Here is an 18,594-nt window from a genome sequence, read left to right as displayed (position 1 = left end):
CGCTTATTACTCTGCTTTTACGGCGATAGAATCGCGCAAGATTAAGGTTGGTGGGTAGAGATTTTCTACATCGGGTTGGTGCTTCTCTTTATACACATACTTAAGTACCCAACGCGCGGCCGCATTGCCCATTTTACGAATAGGGTTATCTATGGTGGTGAGTTTTGGATAAAGATATTTGGTAAATAACACATCGTCAAAGCCTACAACGGAAAGCGCTGATGGGACATCAAGTCCAGCTTCTCTGGCCGCAGTCATCGCACCTGATGCCATCTCATCGTTTGCGCAAACCAAGGCACTAAAGCGCTGCCCTGTTTGCATTAAGTGATTAAATCCCGCGATGCCATCGGTTTCATGATAACCGCCTTCAAATGAGAGCTTAGGATCAAATGACACATTGTATTCAGCTAAGGCTTTTTGATGACCAGCCAAACGCGCTTTGGCGTCAAGCTTAAATAACGGTCCACTGATATACGCGATATCTCGATGTCCGCGCTGCAATAGCGCCTCAGTCGCTAAGTATCCACCCAGTTCGTTATCAGTATAAAAGCAGCGCTCTGCCAACTCTGGAATGTGGCGGTTCACTAGCACCAGTTCTACATCTCGTCCCGCAAGCTCAATGAGATATTCATCACTGACTGCTTCTGCATGCACAATTAAGGCATCGCAGCGCCTATCCAATAAAAACTCGATGGCTTGTTGCTCTTTTTCTTCATCACTGTGGCCCGCAGCAATAATGGCATGTTTACCCGCCGTTCTCAGTGTACTCTCTATGGTGCTCATCATGTCACCAAAGAAAGAACCGTGTAGCTCAGATACCATAAGCCCCACACTGTTACTGCGGTTAGAAGCCAAAGATTGCGCGATGGCGTTAGGTTTATAACCTAACTCTGACATTGCCGCGAGCACCTTCTCTTTGGTTTTGTCACTCACCTTTGCATTGCCATTCATCACCCGTGACACCGTGGCTAATGATACCCCTGCAGCTTTTGAGACTTCGTAAATCGTTGCCATATCTATTACTTTTATTCCATCAGTTGTATCTGCGCACTATACCAATTTTGGCTAAAAATGCGCATAGTTTTAGACACTTGATTTACGCTCAAACAGCATCGTTTGGTAGGCTTTTGCACTCGCCTTTAAGGTTCTTTGCTGAGTATGATAATCAACGTGCACAATACCAAAGCGTTGCGTATACCCCTCTGCCCATTCGAAATTATCCATTAAACTCCATGCAAAGTAGCCACGAATATCAACGCCCTGCTCCATTGCTTGATTAACCGCGAGCAGGTGAGATTGGAAGTAAGCCAGCCTTTGCACGTCTAATACTTCGCCATTTTCCATTTTGTCGTCAAAGGCAGCACCATTTTCTGTGATATAAAGTGGTGGCAACTGGTACTCAGCATGTAACTCCCGAAGCAATGCACAAAATGAGTCTGGCACGACTTCCCAGCCCATTGTAGTGAGCGTTTTGGCACTAGGCTCAACTTGTTCATACCATCCATTACCATCAGATTGATAAATATTTCGGGTGTAATAGTTCACGCCAAGATAATCAATGGGGGCAGCAATAATCTCTAAATCTCCAGCTAGAATATCTGGTTGTACGTCTTTGGGGAGCTGGGCAAGTAAATCTGGGTACTGCCCTTCAAGAATTGGCTTGATATACCAGTGATTACAGTAATCATCCGCGATTTTTGCCGCTTCCACGTCACAATGCGCTGTAGACACAGGATCCGCATTGGCAAAATTCAACACGACTCCATGGAGGCTATTTGGGCAATGCGCTCTTAACACTTGCATCGCTAAACCATGGGCAAGAAGCAGGTGATGAGCTGCTTGTCGTCCCGCCGCTTGGGAGCGCAAGCCCGGTGCATGAATACCTAATTCATACCCCAAATGTGCACTACAAAATGGTTCATTTAACGTGGTGTACGCATACACTTTATCGCCAAGCGCTTTACATACCACCTCGGTATACCGTGCAAACGCCACAGCCGTTTCTCGATTCAGCCACCCGCCCTTATCCTCAAGCGCTTGTGGTAAGTCCCAGTGATATAGCGTGACAAACACTTTTAAGCCTTTAGCAACCAACGCATCGACCAATTGTTGGTAAAATGAAAGTCCTGCATCGTTAACCGTGCCATCATCATTCATTACTCTTGGCCAAGAAATAGAAAGGCGATAGGCGTCAACCCCCAAACTGGTTATGAGTTCAACATCTTGCTGCCACCTAGATATATGCTCACAGGCAATATCACCGTTACTACTATCCTTTATCGCGCCATCATGTTCACAAAACCTATCCCAAATTGACTCACAACGCCCACGCCGCTCACCTTCGATTTGAAATGACGAAGTCGCAACGCCGAAAATATAGTCTGCCTTCAACATGGCCGAGTGTGTTGGCAGGATAATTTTATTCATGGTTAATCGTTCCAAGTTATGTGTTCACGCCAAGGTACGAGCGTGTTGTGTTAGTCACAGTGCAAGGCAAAAACATTTTTTATTTGAATTCGTGTTCGCTTTCTGCAATCATCATTAAAAATGTAAGCGCTTTCATTTTTATAAATGTAAGCGCTTTACCAAAAAAAATCAACTAGGAGTTTGTCGTGAGCGTACCGTCTCAACCACAGGTTTCAGCAGCAATCGCCACGGGCCATACTGGTCAGTACCGATTTGCTTTGGGGGCCCTCACCTCACTATTTTTTATGTGGGGTTTCATTACTTGCTTGAATGATATTTTAATTCCGTACCTCAAAGGCGCGTTTGAGCTTAATTACACTCAAGCGATGCTGATCCAATTTTGCTTTTTTAGCGCCTATTTTGTTGTTTCGGTGCCAGCTGGCAAATTGGTTGGAAAAATCGGCTATCAAAAAGGCATTGTAACTGGATTACTTACCGCAGGCGTTGGTTGTGTGCTTTTTTACCCAGCGGCTGAAAGTGGTATCTACAGCGTGTTTTTATTCGCGCTATTTGTACTAGCGGCAGGGATCACAGTGCTACAAGTTGCTGCTAACCCGTTTGTTAGTGTACTTGGCTCTCCCGAAACTGCCCCTGCACGACTCACCATGACCCAAGCCTTTAACTCTCTCGGTACAACTGTCGCCCCATTTTTTGGCGCCATGCTCATCTTCAGTGAGGGAAGCACAGTTGAGGTGGGCAATGCCAGCGCAACCCAATTGCCTTACTTGATGTTGGCAGCCATGCTAGCGTCATTGGCTTTGATCTTTGCCTTTATCAAACTTCCCCAGCTAAGTAGTACTACTGAGGAAGTCACCACAGGTGAAATCAAGGCATGGCAGCATAAACATTTGGTGCTTGGTGCAATCGGTATTTTCGTTTATGTTGGAGCTGAAGTGGCAATTGGCTCAACGCTCGTTAGCTTCTTACATCAACCGGACATTGGCAACATCACCGAAGCCCAAGCTGCAAAGCTCATCGCATATTATTGGGGTGGAGCCATGATCGGACGCTTTATTGGCGCGTTAGTCATGCAGAAAATATCGGGTCGAACCGTGCTTGCCTTTAATGCAGCCTGTGCATTTGCATTAGTGCTTATCGCAGTATTTAGCAGCGGTCAGCTCGCCCTTTGGAGCATTTTGGCGGTCGGGCTTTGTAACTCCGTGATGTTTCCGACTATCTTTAGCTTATCGTTGAATGGGCTTGGAAAACAAACGGCACAAGGCTCTGGTATTCTCTGTCTTGCTATTGTCGGCGGTGCAGTTATCCCGCTATTTCAAGGGATGCTAGCAGACGGAATCAATCTGCAGCTATCATTCTTACTGCCTGCTTTATGCTATATCTACATCGCCTACTTTGGATTAAAAGGCGCAACTCCTCAGCGTTTCAAGAGTAATTAAGACATGAAAACCAAAATAACCATGCTAAGTCTTGCAATGGCTATCGCAACCTTAACAGGATGTAGCGAAAGTCCAAATAAAACCAGTGTTGATGCAGCTCGCCAAGTAGAAAACTGGCCAGCGCTGACGCCTGCTATCCAAACCGATGACAATCTAGAAGAAAGAGTTCGGTCGATACTCGCTAAGATGACCCTGAAGCAAAAAATTGCGCAAATGATCCAGCCTGAGATTCGAAATATTACCGTCGCAGAAATGCGAGAATACGGATTCGGCTCATATCTCAATGGTGGTGGCGCATTTCCTTACAACAACAAACATGCAACGCCTGCTGATTGGGTCAAACTTGCCGAAGCGCTTTACCAAGCATCGATTGACGATAGCCTAGATGGCAGCACTATTCCTACCATGTGGGGAACGGATGCGGTTCATGGCCACAATAACGTCATTGGCGCTACGCTATTTCCACATAACATTGGCCTTGGCGCGGCAAATAACCCAGATCTCATCGAGAAAATCGCCCACATTACCGCAAAAGAAGTGTTAGCCACCGGGATTGATTGGATCTTTGCCCCGACGGTCGCGGTGGTACGTGATGATCGCTGGGGACGCACCTATGAAGGATACTCGGAGCATCCCGACATCGTAAAAGCGTATTCCAGCGCTATTGTTAAAGGCTTACAGGGCGATCCTAAGGCGGACTTTCTTGGTAAGAACCGCGTGATCAGCACGGTAAAGCATTTTGTCGGCGATGGTGGCACAGTTGATGGTGACGACCAAGGCGACAACATCGCCTCTGAAAAAGCATTAATTGCACTTCACGCTCAAGGCTACGTAGGCGGACTTGAAGCCGGAGCACAATCGGTGATGGCATCGTTTAACAGTTGGCATGGCGAAAAAGTGCATGGCAGTCATTATTTGCTTACCCAAGTGCTCAAAGAGCGAATGAATTTTGATGGTTTTGTGGTGAGCGATTGGAATGGTCACGGCCAAATAAAAGGCTGTACGAACGACAGCTGTGCTGAGGCCATTAATGCCGGCATTGATATTGTCATGGCCCCGAACGACTGGAAAGCCTTGTACAACAATACGCTAGCGCAAGCAAAAAGCGGCGCTATCGCGCAGTCTCGCATTGATGATGCAGTAAGTCGTATTTTAAGAGTTAAACTCCGTGCGGGACTTTTTGAAAAACCAAGTCCTGCAAATCGTCCATTGGCTGGCAACTCAGAAATCATTGGCGCAGAGTCGCACCGTAAAGTCGCGCGCCAAGCCGTACGTGAGTCACTGGTTTTACTCAAAAACAAAGATCAACTATTACCACTTAAACCGAACCAACATATCTTGTTGGCAGGCGATGGTGCCGACAATATCGGCAAACAATCGGGCGGATGGAGCATTACCTGGCAAGGTACCAACAACACCAATGCCGACTTCCCGGGCGCTACTTCTATTTATGATGGTATAAAGCAGCAAGCAGAAGCGGCTGGTGGCACCGTCACATTAAGTACTCGCGGTGATTTTGAAGATAAGCCTGACGTTGCCATTGTGGTCTTTGGCGAAGATCCCTATGCAGAAGGCCACGGTGATAGAACAACGCTTGAATACAAGCCGTCTGATAAATCTGATCTCGCATTACTCAAACGCTTTAAACAAGCTGGAATTCCTACAGTGGCGGTGTTTATCAGTGGTCGCCCAATGTGGGTAAATCCTGAACTCAACGCATCCGATGCATTTGTGGCAGCATGGTTACCGGGGTCTGAAGGAATTGGTATCAGTGACGTATTACTGGCCGACAAAAACGGCCAAGTTCAGTATGATTTTACTGGCAAGCTTAGTTATTCTTGGCCAAAAACGCCGACACAAATCGTAAATTACCAAGATAAAAATTATGACCCGCTTTTACCTTATGGTTTTGGCTTACGTTATTCAGACCAAAATGTATTAGCAGATAATTTACCAGAGCAAATACAAACTCAGGCAAATCTCGCCAGCGGTGTAGACTTGCTGGTAAGATCAATCAATAAACCTTGGCAAGGCCATCTATATAGCAGTGCCGAAAATCAAGTGATAAATGCCAACACCCATAAGCTTGGTGGTATTAGCTACCGCACAACGGACAGAGAAGTACAAGAAGATGCCATTCAGCTACTTTTTGACGGTAGTCGACGCAGCGGCTTTAGGCTCGCCAGTGAAAGCTACTTTAGGGAAGACATAAGCCCAAGTGTTCCAACTGACAGCGCCCTTACTTTTAAAGTACAAGTTGATGCTGCGCCAGATAAACCGGTTTGGGTAGCGATGAGCTGTGAAGGCGAAGCGGACGCAAACGGCTCATGCACCGCAAAAGTCGATATTGCTAAGCAACTTCAAGCTATGCCTTTAGCCAAATGGCAATCACTAAGCATTGACCTCAATTGCTTTACAGCCCAAGGGATGGACTTCACTAAAACCGTTGTCCCTTTCGAGCTTTCAACCGCTGGAATACTAGAGGTAACGCTGTCTGAGATACAGATCTCTTCAGAAGCATCACCGACACTAAGCTGCAATTAGTCCCCTTAACACGATGTGGGCACGAGGCTGTGTTCACATCGTTTTTTAGTGTCTAATGAAGCAACTTTAATTTGAACTAGAATTTAAGAGATCTAAGGTAAGCCAATTGTCTGATGCGCTCGTTTATTCTTTTTACAGGGCACAAACAAGCGATTTAAAAAGTCACACCAAGAGCACACTTGCCCTCACCTGCTCAATTTAATACTCTACTTTATGAGCTAAATGAGCTAACACCAAGGAAGAGCCAGAGTGTCAAACATAGCCGAACAAGTGATTAGTACCTATCCACCTGCTGCACAAGCAAAAATCAGGGCACTGCGTAGCCTCGTTATGCAGGTTGCCAGTGAGCAAAACTTTGGCGCAGTGATTGAGGCAATAAAGTGGGGAGAGTTAAGCTTTAATGTTAAATCGGGTAGTCCTTTCCGTATGGCTTGGAAAGCCAAAACGCCTACTAACTATCACCTTTATTTTCACTGTCAAACGAAGCTAGTTGATACATTTAGAGTACTATTTTCCGACGAGTTACAGTTTGAAGGAAACAGAGCGATAGTCCTTAAACTGGAAGAAGACATGCCAGCCGCGCTACTCTACCGCTGTATCGCCATTGCAATGGACTATAAAAACCTCAAAAGCTTACCTTTACTCGGACAATAACAACCAATCTGGGTAAACCTTGCCCGGAGCGAAAAACCCACCGTTACCAATTTTTACAACCGTGTACTTCTTACCTGAATAAAACGTGAAAAATTTACCCCATTAAAACACGAAGATTGAAAACCAATTAAATTCAATAACTTAAATATTTAAATTTGTGGTTCGAGCCTTGCTTACATAGTGATAGATAAACAATGTAGATGCATTTCGCCATTCAGCATTGGAAACCACCAAAACCAACTAGCGCAAATAACAACATTAGGAGCATAAAACATGACACCACAACCCGAGCTGCAAGATAGTTTTATTGATTTCGTGAACAAGCAGCAATTTCCATGCATTTGTGGTGGTAATAGAGCCGAATTAGCGTTTAACCATGTTGAGGTTTTTGGTTTTGGCGATCTCACCTCAAGACACAACAACTTTAGTTTGATAACGAGCCTCTATTCTTTTGTCGAAAAGGTAGATTTTGACAGCATGAAAAGTGCCGCGTTTGTGGCGGTTTTTGAGCAGAGCCAACACTTAGATGACAGCGACTTTAATAAGTCTGTTTGGCGTAAACTGCAGGAATTGCAAAACCTAGTTTCGCAGAGCACTCCGAGAGGGCCGCATTCTCAATCGTCAGATTGCAGCAATAATTTTCATTTTAATTTGGATGGCGAGCCGCTTTATATCACTTGTTTAAGCCCTACAAGCGCATCGAGAAACAGAAAGTTTAAGTACCCAGCGATTGTTTTTAACTTAATGCCTCAGTTTGAGGTCCCACAGAGTTTCCGTGTCGTCGAATCACACGTAGAAACCCACAGAATTTAATGCACATTGTACCAACGGAGAGGAACTAGATATGAGCAACATCATGGTAATCGATTTTATTATTTACGTCGTCATTGGCATATTAACAACTTTGGGTTGTTTTGGCTTAATGAGTGCTTCAAGCGCTTATTCAAATCTAAGTAGCCCAACCAGTCGCACTAAGGCGAGTAAGTCTGCTGCAGTGCGGAGCTAAGCGATGCCGAATTCAAGCTTTGCTCCCTTTAACTACTCACGGTAAAAGGGAGTATGCTTACATTTTTAAGCCACTCAAACTACTTACCGGCGGCAACTAAACCGGCGCCAAACCCAAAAAACACGCCACCGCTCACTTTGTTCATCATCGTCATACTCTTCGGTGACGACAATTTAGTCTTAGCAAGGCCAGAAAACACCGCATAAGAAATATGTACCATAAACACCAGCAGGCTAAAGGTAAAAACCAGCAACATAAATTGCGGCATAAAGGCATTTTCCACATTGATAAATTGCGGAAAGATAGACATAAAGAAAATAACAGCCTTAGGATTGGTGATCGAAACAAAAAAGCCTTCTAAAAAGCACTTTTTCATCGTACTTGCAGCAATAGACTTGCCTATTTTACTTTCACCTTTAGTTCGCCACATTTTGTAGCCTAAATAGAAAAGATATGCAGCGCCAATAAATTTAACGACCGTAAATGCCAACACCGAATTGGCTAAAATCACACCTAAACTTGACGCCGATACCGCGGCGACAATCAAAATCCCGAGCGCGACACCACAAATACCAGCTAAAGACTTGGCAAAGCCTCTTTGAATTGAGTTATTGATAGTCAGCATCACCGCAGGCCCTGGTAATAAAATTGTCGCCAAAGCGACACCTACAAACAGCAAATAATTGTCCAAAACATCAACCCCGCAAACATGTCCGATTCACACTCACTGCATCATCACACTAAATCATGAATTTACAAAGTAATATGCGATAGGTTGGAGCTACGTACTGAGTTTATCAATGATATTCATCTTCGAACTCAGCCTTATCATTTCCCTATGCAATATGCGCTTGAATGAGCGCGACATAAAGTCGCACCTACTGAAGTAAGTAGTTTAGAGCCAAAAAATGCAGACTCATCGGTCTGCATTTTTATGCCAATTTGCTTAATTAAGTGAAATTGGTATTAGGGCCTGTTGATCTTTCAAGTTTGCTTTTGCAGCAGTTTGATTGGTATTTATACAAGGCAGAGCCTGCGTAGCATAGTTATTCTATGTAAGTTAGGCGATAACACAGTAGAAATGCCAATCAAGCGCTGCCCTTTGGGTTCCCCTGAGTGCGCTTTGTTCATTGTTGCTCAACTTTTGCTTAGATTACTAGGCGGCAAGTCGAGCGTCGCGCTCAAAACACACTCAGGAGAACAAAAATCAAACAGCAAAGGTCAACAGGCCCTAGTGAACTGATGCGAAAAAGATCACTCAAAAGTATACCTCACACCAACCGAGTATCTCGGACCGTATTGACGAGCAAATAAGAATTGCTCTTCATAACGACCATATCCTTGCTCGGTTTCATTGTTTAAGTTTATACCTTCAAAGAACACCGTAAACTGCTCATCAATATCGTAATTCACACTAACGTCCCATTGACCGTAAGACTTGGCATATTGCGGTGGTGCATCTGCCGAGCCTTGCGCTTGACCTACCCCGATAAGATAAGCGTCACGCCATGCGTAGGTTAACTTCACCGATAACCCGTCTTTTTCGTAAAATGCTTGGAAGTTAGCCGAGTCACTCAACCCCGTCAGCGGTGCTTGCTGCACTAGGCTTTCACTATCAAACTCAACATCGCCATCAACAAAAGTTGCGTTTACACCAAGGCCAAAACCCGTTTCACCAAATAAGTGCTGTACCGCCACTTCAAAACCATCAACCGATTTACTATCGGTATTTTGTGGCTGGCTAATGTTCCATACCATCAATGGATCGTCACTGCTTGGTTCAATTTTACCATCGGCATTACCGTGACCATTGGCGAGCATTTGCGCAAAAATGGCATCACTGGTTGCCTGCTCTCCACGGGCTTCAATGTCTGCAATCGCTTGTTTATACCTTGGACCATTGTAAATATCGTAAAGACCTTCAATGGTGGTTTGCGTGATTGTGGTTTGAATAAAGTTATCGACCTCTTTTTTGAAGTAGCCAAGTGACGCGTAACTTCCTTCGTTGTAATAATATTCAAGTGAAAAATCTAGGTTGGTCGACTCAAACGGTAATAGATTTGTATTGCCTCGAGAACCAGTTCTTGCTCCCGGTTTTGGGCTGCCTGACAAACTTCTGCCACCAGCGAGATTACTAAGTGGCGCACGCGACATTGTTTTGCCCCAAGACGCTCGTGCAATTAAATCTTCGGTGAGATCAAAACGCACATCGATCATCGGCAATAGAATGTCGTAATCCCCTTCCTGCGTTAAGAAGTTGTCATCACCGCCCGCAGCGTATTGCATAATCCATTCAGATGGACTGTCCCAATTCACTTGCGTTTCCACACGCTGACGCACCACACTTGTCACATCCGTTTGTTCATAACGAAGGCCTGCATTGATTTGCATAAAGTAGTCAGAAAATTCAAACTCCCATTTGGATTGCAAGTAGATGCTGTCAGTGGTTTCATCAACTCGACTTTGGCTATCTATGCCATCAAAATAGGCATCCGCCGAGTAGTAGTCAGCACCGATCACATCTTCTGTAAGATACGCAAGCTGCCTTGCAATAGCTTCATCAAAGTCATAGGTATAGTAATACCCCGGCTGTAGGTCACTGCCACCACCAGCGAATTGATCTAGCAAATCGCCAGTTTCATGGCGCGTAAACATGCTATCTGGAAAAATTTCTTTAAACGAAGGGTTAAAACCTGGTCCTCCTCGCAAACCACTCCACGCTTCGTATCCCCCAGTTGACTGTTCAGTGCGAGCTGCACCAAACTGCACACTCACTAGGCCAATATCAAAACTGTCGTTAAACCAAGTGGCATCAAGTTGTAACTGCTCGACTGTCGCCTCTCCGGGAGAATGGATAAATTGGCTAAAGTTAGAATCAATTTCACTTGCCATGAGTTCATTCGTGCCATTTTTCCAAAGCACATTTGCATGCGGCACTTCGCCCTGCCGATAGTCATAAATCTTAGTGAGCAACTGATCTGAGCCTAAGATGATTTGACCATCACTACCCAAGCCTTTATCTGCGCCATTATCGGTTTCGTTTTTCGAGTCGTGATAATCAAGCTCTACATGCCAATTATCGTTAATTTGCCAGTCCAGATTTAAGCCAAGTGAACGCGCCTCGACTTCCGTCGTATTCCTATTAGCAGTAAACGACGCATCATTACCACCAATATCGGCATAAACCGCGGTGCCATTTGCATCTAACTCATAGGCGTTAATGTTACCGCCAAACTCATTCCAAATACCCCACCCCACCGTATTAGAGCCAGTTACGGCAAGGCTTGCCGTATAATCTAAGGTGGCAACAAAACCGTTAGTTGGTGCATATTGAAAGGTAACTTGACCGTTCGTTCTTTCTCGCTCTAGATCTTCGATGCCGTAGTTCATGTCTTTTGGAAAAAAGTAATTTCCGACTTTGTTACCCTCGGCATCTTCAGCACGGCCATCAATGATTTTAGATGGGTCTAAATCAGGTAGATCAACATTGGCCTGCCAGCCTTGAATATTGGCTTGCTGCTTTTGAAAATCACGTTGCTGATGGGAGAAGGAAAATCCAAAACCAAAGGTTTCATCGGCAAAGGTATTACTATAAACCGCGGAAACCTCAGGTGTAACATCATCTCCCGCTTCGTTAGAGGTATCAACAATCGCCTTTGCTGTTGCGCTAAAGTGTTGCCCTGGGCGTTGTAGTGGCTTACCCGTGACAATGTTGACCAAAGCCCCTAAACCGCCACTTGGTACATCAGCACGTCCGGTTTTATATACCTCAAGCGCACTCACGCCTTCTGCGGCTAGGTTTTCCAAGTTATACGAACGAGTATTACCTGTGCCCGGCATTTGACGACCATTTAATGTCACCAAGTTAAAATCAGGCCCAAAACCACGTACGGTAATTTGGCTGCCTTCACCGTTGGCGCGGCTGACCGAAACACCGGTGATCCGCTGTAAAGACTCGGCTAAGTTGGTATCTGGAAATTTCCCCATTTCCTCTGCCGAAATGGCATCCATAACCCCCGATGCGGAGCGCTTTAAATCCATTGAACGGATCAAACTTCCGCGGATCCCTTTCACTTCGATCACTTCGACTTTTTCGGCTGTTTGTTGCTCTTCTGCTTGAGCTATGCTGACCATACCCGCATTCATCGCTATTGCTAGCGACAACTGAACGGCAAGCTTACTTTTATTGAATTGTTTGTTATTCATGACTGCCCTGCGATTCTATTCTTGCTGCTGGATCACCGAGTTCAAAGCACTATTGGCGATCCACACTGGCTTATTGACTGATGATTTCAACATTGTCTATGCGGTAAACGGCGCCTTCGCCCATTCCCCAGCTGGGGAATACCATCAAGACATCAATGGCACTAATATCGAGTCCTGCATCGTACAAAGCTTGAAGTGGAAACGTATACGTTTGCCATTTGCCAACTTCTGGAGTTTGACCTTCAGCGCTTTGGTTTAGAGCAAGCTCTACCGCCGCACTAGCATCATTTGACTCAATTTTAAACAGCCATTGAGCGTCGATATTTGCAGGTGCTGAAGTCAACTTCATATCAAACTTAACTACGCCAGTTTCTAGTAAATGAGAAGCATCATAATAGACATCGTCATCCGCTAAAAACCCCATCACGGTTGGGGTTGCACCAATAACAAATTGCGCAACTTGACCATGGGCTGCATCTTCGTCGACTTCGATTGTGGGTGTAGAGCCGCCACAGCAATCCCAAATTGACCACTGCTCAGCAGCTTGATCTTTGAATAAGCTTAGACCGCCACTCGCCTTGTCACCGTCAGGATGAAAGATTTTTGCGTTATCAACACGATAAACCGCACCGCTACCTGAGCCCCAAGCTGGGAAAATCATCACCACATCAATTGCACTTGGATCAAGACCAGCCTGAGCCAAAGCTTCAATTGAGAAAGTATAGGTTTGCCATTCACCGGCCTGTGGCGCTGCCCCCTCTTGTGATTCAGATAGTGGTAGCTCAACCGCACTCGCGGCGTTATCAGACTCAATTTTAAGTAGCCAAGGGGCATCAGGCGTTGACGGTAAGCTCATGACTTTCATCTCAAACTGTACTACGCCACCTGCTAAAATTGCAGTTGCATCGAACGGTTTTCCAGCTCCGCCCACTTCTGTTCGAGACGAGAACCCCATTACCGTTGGTGTGTCACCAATCGTAAATTCAGCAACAATACCATGCGTCGCATCGTCAGAGACTTCAGCCGGTGCCGAGCCACCACAACAATCCCAAAGCGGCCACTCAGCGTTAATGGCATTTTCAAATAAGGTCAACGAAGGTAAGTTTGTATCCTGTGCAATCTCAACCTTATCAACACGATAGATAGCACCATTTCCGGCACCCCATGCTGGGAAGATCATCACTACATCAATGGCTGATACATCAAGTCCTGCATCAGCCAACTGCTGTAGTGGGAAGGTATAAGTTTGCCACGAGCCTGCGACTGGTGATTGTCCTTCAACGCTTGCAAAAAGATCGAGTTCAGCAGCGCTAGAAGCACCTTGGCTTTCAACTTTAAATTTCCATGCAGCGCTTGGGTCTGAAGGCATTTGCGTCACTTGCATATCGAACCGAATATAGCCCGCTTCTAGCATACTCGTTGCATCAAATGGCGAGGCTTTACCGCTTGGATCTGTGATAAATTCGGCACGGCTGGTAAAGCCATTTACGGTTGGCGTCTCACCGACCACAAACTCAACAACATTGCCACGGCTTTCGTCTGCAACCAATGCAGGCGTAGAGCCACCACAACAATCCCAAGCTGGCCAGTTAACATTAAAATTATCATCAAAGATGGTTAGGTTTTTAGCGGTACCCGAAGAAGGTGGCGACGGAATAGGTGCTTCGCCTTCGACTAACGCATCCTCAAGGTCGTCGTAGCCTGGACGCACCGTTTCACATCCTTTGCCCGTTTCAGGGTTAGAGCCGCATTCATACACTCTGACATAGTCAACCACAAACGATTGTCCGTTCACAAAGGCGTCCGAGTCGATACCTTTATTATTAACGTTTTCAGGCCAATCACCGCCAACGGCAAGGTTTAAGATAAGGTGAAACTGTTGATCAAAAGGCGCACTATCCCAATGAGTAACCAGCTCGCCTGAGCCTTGCTCGTAGTATTCAGCAAACCATCCACGGTGTTTTAAACCAACCGCTTCTTGCTTTGAGTTGTAACGAACCTCCGATTGACGTTGCGTGGCATAGAGATAACCATCAACGTACCAACGGATCTCACCCTCTTGCCACTCCACAGCATAGGTATGGAAGTCATCGGCTGGATTTACACCATCAGGTATGGCGTATGCTTTACCGGTGTGAACATTATTAGGCCAATCACGGCCGTAATGAAGCGTGCCATGCACGTTAGATTCAACCGAGCCGTCTTCACTAGCGACCTTGAGGTTTACCGCTTCCATAATGTCTATTTCACCAGACTTGGGCCAGCCACCGTAAACCTCATCCGTAGGCAACATCCAAAACGCGGGCCAACTGCCTTGCCCGCTTGGTAGCTTGGCCCGCATTTCGAATCTGCCATACTTAAAGTCAGCTTTATATTTGGTGTTCAATCTTGCCGAGGTATACGGCAGTTGTGCGCCTGCTTGCGCAGGGGTAGCGACAATATTCAGCATGCCATCGGCAATAAACGCGTTCTGTTCACTGTCGGTGTAACACTGTTTTTCATTGTTGCCACCGCCGTCGCAATTTACCTCGTGCGTCCACTTAGATGTGTCTATCGCATCGCTATCAAATTCATCGCTCCACACTAGCGTCCAGTCTGAAACCGGCGCTGTGGTATCAACGGATTTATAATTAGTTTCTGTCTCGGCGCTTCCGCCACATCCCGCTATGATAGCCACAGAGATTGCGGTACATAGCCTTGTTAATTTTCTTGCTGCAATTTTCATCAGTTACCCCGATGCAAAACGTCGTTGTCAAATGGTTGAATGCTAAGAACTTTATTATTTAACCTGAGGCTTAGATAAGCCGTCGATTAACTCATCGTTTCTCAGAGCAGATTATTTAGCTATACGCTGGAAGACTACTCAGCGCGTTCCTAGCAACAAATGTAAGCGCTTACAAATGAAGTTAAAAAAACAAACGCAAAATGTAAGCGCTTTCACAAAAGTAAACTAAGTTAATTTATTCGTCAATATTAAATTGTCATAAGGTGAAAATCTGCATGATATAAATACACACTTAACAGATCAGTAGCATCTAATAAAACCATAGCAGAAAAAGCCGTAAAGGGGCTTTACATGTTTACGCAATCGTTACGTCAAGATAAATCATACGCTTTAGCTTGGTTGACAATACGGTTAAATTCACTGAGATTATCGAACCTGAGCTTCGGATAATTAATGCCTTTCTAGCAGCCAGTTTTAGCGCTAACTACGTTGAATTCACTTCCAATCGCCAGCTATTGGTGCGTAAATTCGTCTTGCCTACAGGATGTAGGTACCTTAGCGAGAGCAGGACGCGGAAGCGGTGTTATCCCCAAAACTCTCTGGCTAGACACGGGAATAATTTTACGTGAGTTAAAAACAATGAATCAGCTCATTCCTTATCCAAACCTCAGGTTGAGAAAAAATTAGGGTTACGTTATGAAATCATATTTCCTTTTAGTTGCAGCGGCAGGTGTTATGAGTGGTTGCATGACCATCAAGCCAAGCAGTAACCAGCGCCTCTGTGAAACGACACTGCACAATTACATAAAATATCGAGGTTCGGGTTCAGCACAAGCATACCAAAGTGTTTTTACACAGGATGCAACATTTAGTATCCCAGCACTCAGTATCAATATTACTGGTGCTGAAGAAATAACAATAAGGCAGCAACAAGCCATAAAAACAACAAAAAGTATGCACATGATAACCAGTGCCGATATTCAACCTATCGAGGCAAATAAGTTTAGTGCTAAAAGCTACTTTGTTCTTTATCAGCAGCCAAAATCTCAATCAGATACCCCAATCACCGTATTTAACGGTGTGTATGAAGACGAGCTTAAAGTAATCGATGGCCAATGCTTAATCAATCACCGCCTTGTTAACGTGCTTAAAAAAGAAACTTGGCATTAGGCGTTGTTAACCCGGTTATTGTTTGTGGCATTGTGCAATTTTGTACAAGACTTTTTGAGTGAAGACAGATACGCTTTTCATCAATGGGGGAGAGAATTATGCAACACTCAAAGTTTAGTTTTCATCGTGAACTCGGTGGCCTAGAAGTACTACACAACATTGATAAGCAGGAAGACTTTGGTAGACATAGCCACAGCGGCTATACGCTTGCCTTAGTGGATAGTGGTGCACAGCGATTCTACCGCAGTGGCGGTGAACACTTAGCTAGTCAGCATAGTGTCATTTTGATTAATGCAGAGCAGGTGCACGATTGCAGAAAGGCGTCAAAAGATAAGTCTTCGTACCGTTCACTCTACCCAACGCCTGAACTATTTAATCAGTTTCTTGGTGATGGCAAGGCAATAGCTCCTTTTTTCCATGATGCAGTGGTACACGACCGAGCGCTTGCGGCACTCATGGACACCACTTTTAACGTCTTAGAATGTGATACCAGCGTGCTTGAAAAGCAGTCTCAGCTTATTGCTCTGCTATCTTATTTAAGCAATAAGCAAGGCAAAGTCACATTCGATACCAAAATCCCTTCGGTGAAGCAACGAATTACCACTGCACGCCATTTTCTTTTGGATAATTTATTTGAAGATGTATCACTCGACTCCTTAGCGAGCCTTGTCGGCATGAGTCCCTTTTACTTTATTCGTGTGTTTAAGGCCCACACCGGCCTCACTCCCCATGCCTTTCAAATACAACACCGGCTTAATCATGCCAAGGCATTACTGCGCAGTGGCAAAAGTGTTTCCCATGCAGCATTAAGCGTAGGCTTTTATGACCAAAGCCATTTCAACCGTCATTTTAAAAAGAATATGGGGATCACTCCCAGTCAATATAGCAAGGCTTGTTAATATGAAAGTCGCAGTATGCAAAGGCTTTTGGGATATGTTGCCATTAAATCTCGCCGTGCTTCCTTGGGGAATATTGTGTGGCTCCCTTGCCGTGCAAAATGGCTTTACGCCGCTCGAAGCACAGTTAATGTCGTTATTAGTTTTTGCAGGCTCGGCGCAGTTAGTGGCAATAGAGCTTATTGCCAAAGACACCGCGCTTATCACCTTGCTTGCGACTACCTTTATTATTAGCGCGAGACATTTACTCTATGGCCTTGCGATCCGCAATAAAATGATAGATAAACCCCTTAAATGGCGTGGTCCCATTGCGTTTTTTCTCACTGACGAATTATTTGCGTTTTCCCATCACCACCGTGCGTATCAAGGCAAACTTCGGCTCGTGTATGCGCTCATCGCTGGTGGTAGCTTTTATGTTGCATGGAATCTGTGGACGCTCATTGGTATTGTCGCAGGTCAGTTTTTACCTGACTTGACCAACCTTGGCTTAGACTTCGCGATTGCGGCAATATTTATTGCTTTAGTGGTCCCGAGTATTAACGCATTACCCGTGTTATGCGCCTGTTTAACGTCGGCCGTAACTATCTTAGTGTTCAAACTGATCCATTTTGAATTTGGTTTAATCGCCTCAGCACTGCTCGGAATGTCGGTAGGATATGTGCTACAAAGTAAAAAGGAGCGTGTATGATCACCACTATTTTAGCCATGGCTTGTGTCACGTTTGCAACTCGGTATTTATTTTTGGCAAAACAACTGCCTTTTACTATCGGCCCTAAACTACAACGCTTTTTAAGTTTTAGCGCCCCTTGCGTACTGACTGCCATTTGGGTACCCATTGTATTCATTCAGAACAAGCAACTTGCCATCACGCCAAGCAACCCCTATTTGGTCGCCGCAACGGTTGCGATAATACTGGCGTTTCGCTTTAAAAACCTCTATATCACCACGTTTGGGAGCCTAGCTGTGTTTTACTTGCTGTACTAAATGCGAAATGGTTACGGCCGTTGGATTAAATCCCAAACGCATAAGTGCAGCTTCATCGTCCGCTTTACTCATGCAAGCCAAAGCGCGCTGGTTTAGCGCTTCGAAGCGCCCCGTCACATGGGCTTCACGGCCAATCGCAGCAAGTGGAAATACCATATCGCCTTGCTCAACTTCGATATTTACGTCTAGGCCATTTGCTACTCGCAGCGTCATCCAGCAACCTAACTTTCTGCAAACATGAGTGACCACTCCTTTTACGGTCACAAGGTTTGTTGTGTAGTCATTGAGATTTGGCAATATGTGCTCTGCCTCGACTAACTTAGACATGTCTGCGCCACCGGCAAATTCTAGCGGGCTTGAAAAGCTAAACCGAGAAAATACCGCCAAAGAGAGTGCTGTTAGTTTTATCGTATCCTTCATCATTGCGACTCCATAGCTTTTATCACTATTTACCTCATCAATTGCTTACTCCTATAAAAAGTTATGGAGCATCAATCATATAGCTATATAAAAGTACAATTCGCAACTAAAATCAACACAAAAGTT

Annotated in this window: 15 protein-coding genes; 9 read left to right on the top strand and 6 right to left on the bottom strand. The window is 45.1% G+C overall.

The features are described 5' to 3' along the window. Window positions 1-6: 6 nt before the first annotated feature. Both MHN32_RS04535 and MHN32_RS04530 read right to left on the bottom strand, forming a co-directional pair. Window positions 7-1,014 (bottom strand): LacI family DNA-binding transcriptional regulator, encoded by a 1,008-nt coding sequence (locus tag MHN32_RS04535; protein ID WP_010607488.1) that lies wholly within the window; start codon window positions 1,012-1,014, stop codon window positions 7-9. A 69-nt stretch (window positions 1,015-1,083) separates the two neighbouring features. Next, window positions 1,084-2,427, bottom strand: coding sequence for a GH1 family beta-glucosidase (locus MHN32_RS04530; protein WP_239421047.1), 1,344 nt, complete (start codon window positions 2,425-2,427; stop codon window positions 1,084-1,086). Window positions 2,428-2,612: 185 nt separating this feature from the next. Here MHN32_RS04530 and MHN32_RS04525 point away from each other — a divergent pair, with 185 nt between their 5' ends. The 5 genes from MHN32_RS04525 (at window position 2,613) to MHN32_RS04505 (ending at window position 8,067) form a co-directional block, all read left to right on the top strand. Beyond that, window positions 2,613-3,863, top strand: a complete 1,251-nt coding sequence (locus MHN32_RS04525) for a sugar MFS transporter (protein ID WP_239421046.1) — start codon at window positions 2,613-2,615, stop codon at window positions 3,861-3,863. Between the two features lie 3 nt (window positions 3,864-3,866). Next, entirely contained in the window at window positions 3,867-6,407 is a 2,541-nt protein-coding gene (locus tag MHN32_RS04520; RefSeq protein ID WP_239421045.1) for an exo 1,3/1,4-beta-D-glucan glucohydrolase, read from the top strand. Window positions 6,408-6,656: 249 nt separating this feature from the next. Beyond that, window positions 6,657-7,061 carry a DUF1801 domain-containing protein gene (locus MHN32_RS04515; protein ID WP_239421044.1) on the top strand — a complete coding sequence of 135 codons (405 nt, stop codon included), beginning with the start codon at window positions 6,657-6,659 and terminating at the stop codon, window positions 7,059-7,061. 273 nt (window positions 7,062-7,334) lie between these two features. After that, window positions 7,335-7,874, top strand: a complete 540-nt coding sequence (locus MHN32_RS04510; protein ID WP_239421043.1) for a YqcI/YcgG family protein — start codon at window positions 7,335-7,337, stop codon at window positions 7,872-7,874. Between the two features lie 31 nt (window positions 7,875-7,905). Next, on the top strand, window positions 7,906-8,067 hold the full coding sequence (locus MHN32_RS04505; RefSeq protein WP_174170688.1) for a hypothetical protein: 162 nt from the start codon (window positions 7,906-7,908) through the stop codon (window positions 8,065-8,067). A 79-nt stretch (window positions 8,068-8,146) separates the two neighbouring features. On the opposite strand, the gene MHN32_RS04500 is transcribed toward MHN32_RS04505, so the two are convergent. The 3 genes from MHN32_RS04500 to MHN32_RS04490 form a co-directional block, all read right to left on the bottom strand. Beyond that, complete coding sequence (locus MHN32_RS04500; RefSeq protein WP_019647445.1) at window positions 8,147-8,725, bottom strand: LysE family translocator; 579 nt, start codon at window positions 8,723-8,725, stop codon at window positions 8,147-8,149. Window positions 8,726-9,321: 596 nt separating this feature from the next. Then, window positions 9,322-12,273: a TonB-dependent receptor gene (locus MHN32_RS04495; RefSeq protein ID WP_239421042.1), complete on the bottom strand. Its 2,952-nt coding sequence runs from the start codon at window positions 12,271-12,273 to the stop codon at window positions 9,322-9,324. Window positions 12,274-12,343: 70 nt separating this feature from the next. Next, window positions 12,344-14,998: a glycoside hydrolase family 16 protein gene (locus MHN32_RS04490; protein ID WP_239421041.1), complete on the bottom strand. Its 2,655-nt coding sequence runs from the start codon at window positions 14,996-14,998 to the stop codon at window positions 12,344-12,346. 696 nt (window positions 14,999-15,694) lie between these two features. On the opposite strand from MHN32_RS04490, the gene MHN32_RS04485 reads away from it, so the two are divergent. The 4 genes from MHN32_RS04485 to MHN32_RS04470 all read left to right on the top strand — a co-directional run bounded on the left by MHN32_RS04485 (window position 15,695) and on the right by MHN32_RS04470 (window position 18,048). Continuing rightward, window positions 15,695-16,168 carry a nuclear transport factor 2 family protein gene (locus MHN32_RS04485; RefSeq protein ID WP_239421040.1) on the top strand — a complete coding sequence of 158 codons (474 nt, stop codon included), beginning with the start codon at window positions 15,695-15,697 and terminating at the stop codon, window positions 16,166-16,168. A 98-nt stretch (window positions 16,169-16,266) separates the two neighbouring features. Continuing rightward, window positions 16,267-17,067, top strand: coding sequence for an AraC family transcriptional regulator (locus tag MHN32_RS04480; RefSeq protein ID WP_239421039.1), 801 nt, complete (start codon window positions 16,267-16,269; stop codon window positions 17,065-17,067). Between the two features lies 1 nt (window position 17,068). Next, entirely contained in the window at window positions 17,069-17,752 is a 684-nt protein-coding gene (locus MHN32_RS04475) for an AzlC family ABC transporter permease (protein ID WP_010607477.1), read from the top strand. Then, window positions 17,749-18,048: an AzlD domain-containing protein gene (locus tag MHN32_RS04470; RefSeq protein WP_239421038.1), complete on the top strand. Its 300-nt coding sequence runs from the start codon at window positions 17,749-17,751 to the stop codon at window positions 18,046-18,048. Before MHN32_RS04475 ends, MHN32_RS04470 begins: the two co-directional genes overlap by 4 nt. On the opposite strand, the gene MHN32_RS04465 is transcribed toward MHN32_RS04470, so the two are convergent. Then, window positions 18,022-18,471 (bottom strand): DUF4920 domain-containing protein, encoded by a 450-nt coding sequence (locus tag MHN32_RS04465; protein ID WP_239421037.1) that lies wholly within the window; start codon window positions 18,469-18,471, stop codon window positions 18,022-18,024. The genes MHN32_RS04470 and MHN32_RS04465 overlap by 27 nt on opposite strands. Window positions 18,472-18,594: the final 123 nt, after the last annotated feature.

The sequence above is a fragment of the Pseudoalteromonas sp. Of11M-6 genome (assembly GCF_022347905.1).
Lineage (GTDB): Bacteria > Pseudomonadota > Gammaproteobacteria > Enterobacterales > Alteromonadaceae > Pseudoalteromonas.
This window is presented reverse-complemented; position numbering and strand designations above follow the sequence as displayed.

Excerpts from the sequence above, each read along its gene's own strand:
- MHN32_RS04535 (WP_010607488.1), bottom strand. The coding sequence starts at position 1,014 with ATGGCAACGATTTACGAAGTCTCAAAAGCTGCAGGGGTATCATTAGCC.
- MHN32_RS04530 (WP_239421047.1), bottom strand. The coding sequence starts at position 2,427 with ATGAATAAAATTATCCTGCCAACACACTCGGCCATGTTGAAGGCAGAC.
- MHN32_RS04520 (WP_239421045.1), top strand. The coding sequence starts at position 3,867 with ATGAAAACCAAAATAACCATGCTAAGTCTTGCAATGGCTATCGCAACC.
- MHN32_RS04510 (WP_239421043.1), top strand. The coding sequence starts at position 7,335 with ATGACACCACAACCCGAGCTGCAAGATAGTTTTATTGATTTCGTGAAC.
- MHN32_RS04505 (WP_174170688.1), top strand. The coding sequence starts at position 7,906 with ATGAGCAACATCATGGTAATCGATTTTATTATTTACGTCGTCATTGGC.
- MHN32_RS04495 (WP_239421042.1), bottom strand. The coding sequence starts at position 12,273 with ATGAATAACAAACAATTCAATAAAAGTAAGCTTGCCGTTCAGTTGTCG.
- MHN32_RS04490 (WP_239421041.1), bottom strand. The coding sequence starts at position 14,998 with ATGAAAATTGCAGCAAGAAAATTAACAAGGCTATGTACCGCAATCTCT.
- MHN32_RS04485 (WP_239421040.1), top strand. The coding sequence starts at position 15,695 with ATGAAATCATATTTCCTTTTAGTTGCAGCGGCAGGTGTTATGAGTGGT.
- MHN32_RS04480 (WP_239421039.1), top strand. The coding sequence starts at position 16,267 with ATGCAACACTCAAAGTTTAGTTTTCATCGTGAACTCGGTGGCCTAGAA.
- MHN32_RS04475 (WP_010607477.1), top strand. The coding sequence starts at position 17,069 with ATGAAAGTCGCAGTATGCAAAGGCTTTTGGGATATGTTGCCATTAAAT.
- MHN32_RS04470 (WP_239421038.1), top strand. The coding sequence starts at position 17,749 with ATGATCACCACTATTTTAGCCATGGCTTGTGTCACGTTTGCAACTCGG.
- MHN32_RS04465 (WP_239421037.1), bottom strand. The coding sequence starts at position 18,471 with ATGATGAAGGATACGATAAAACTAACAGCACTCTCTTTGGCGGTATTT.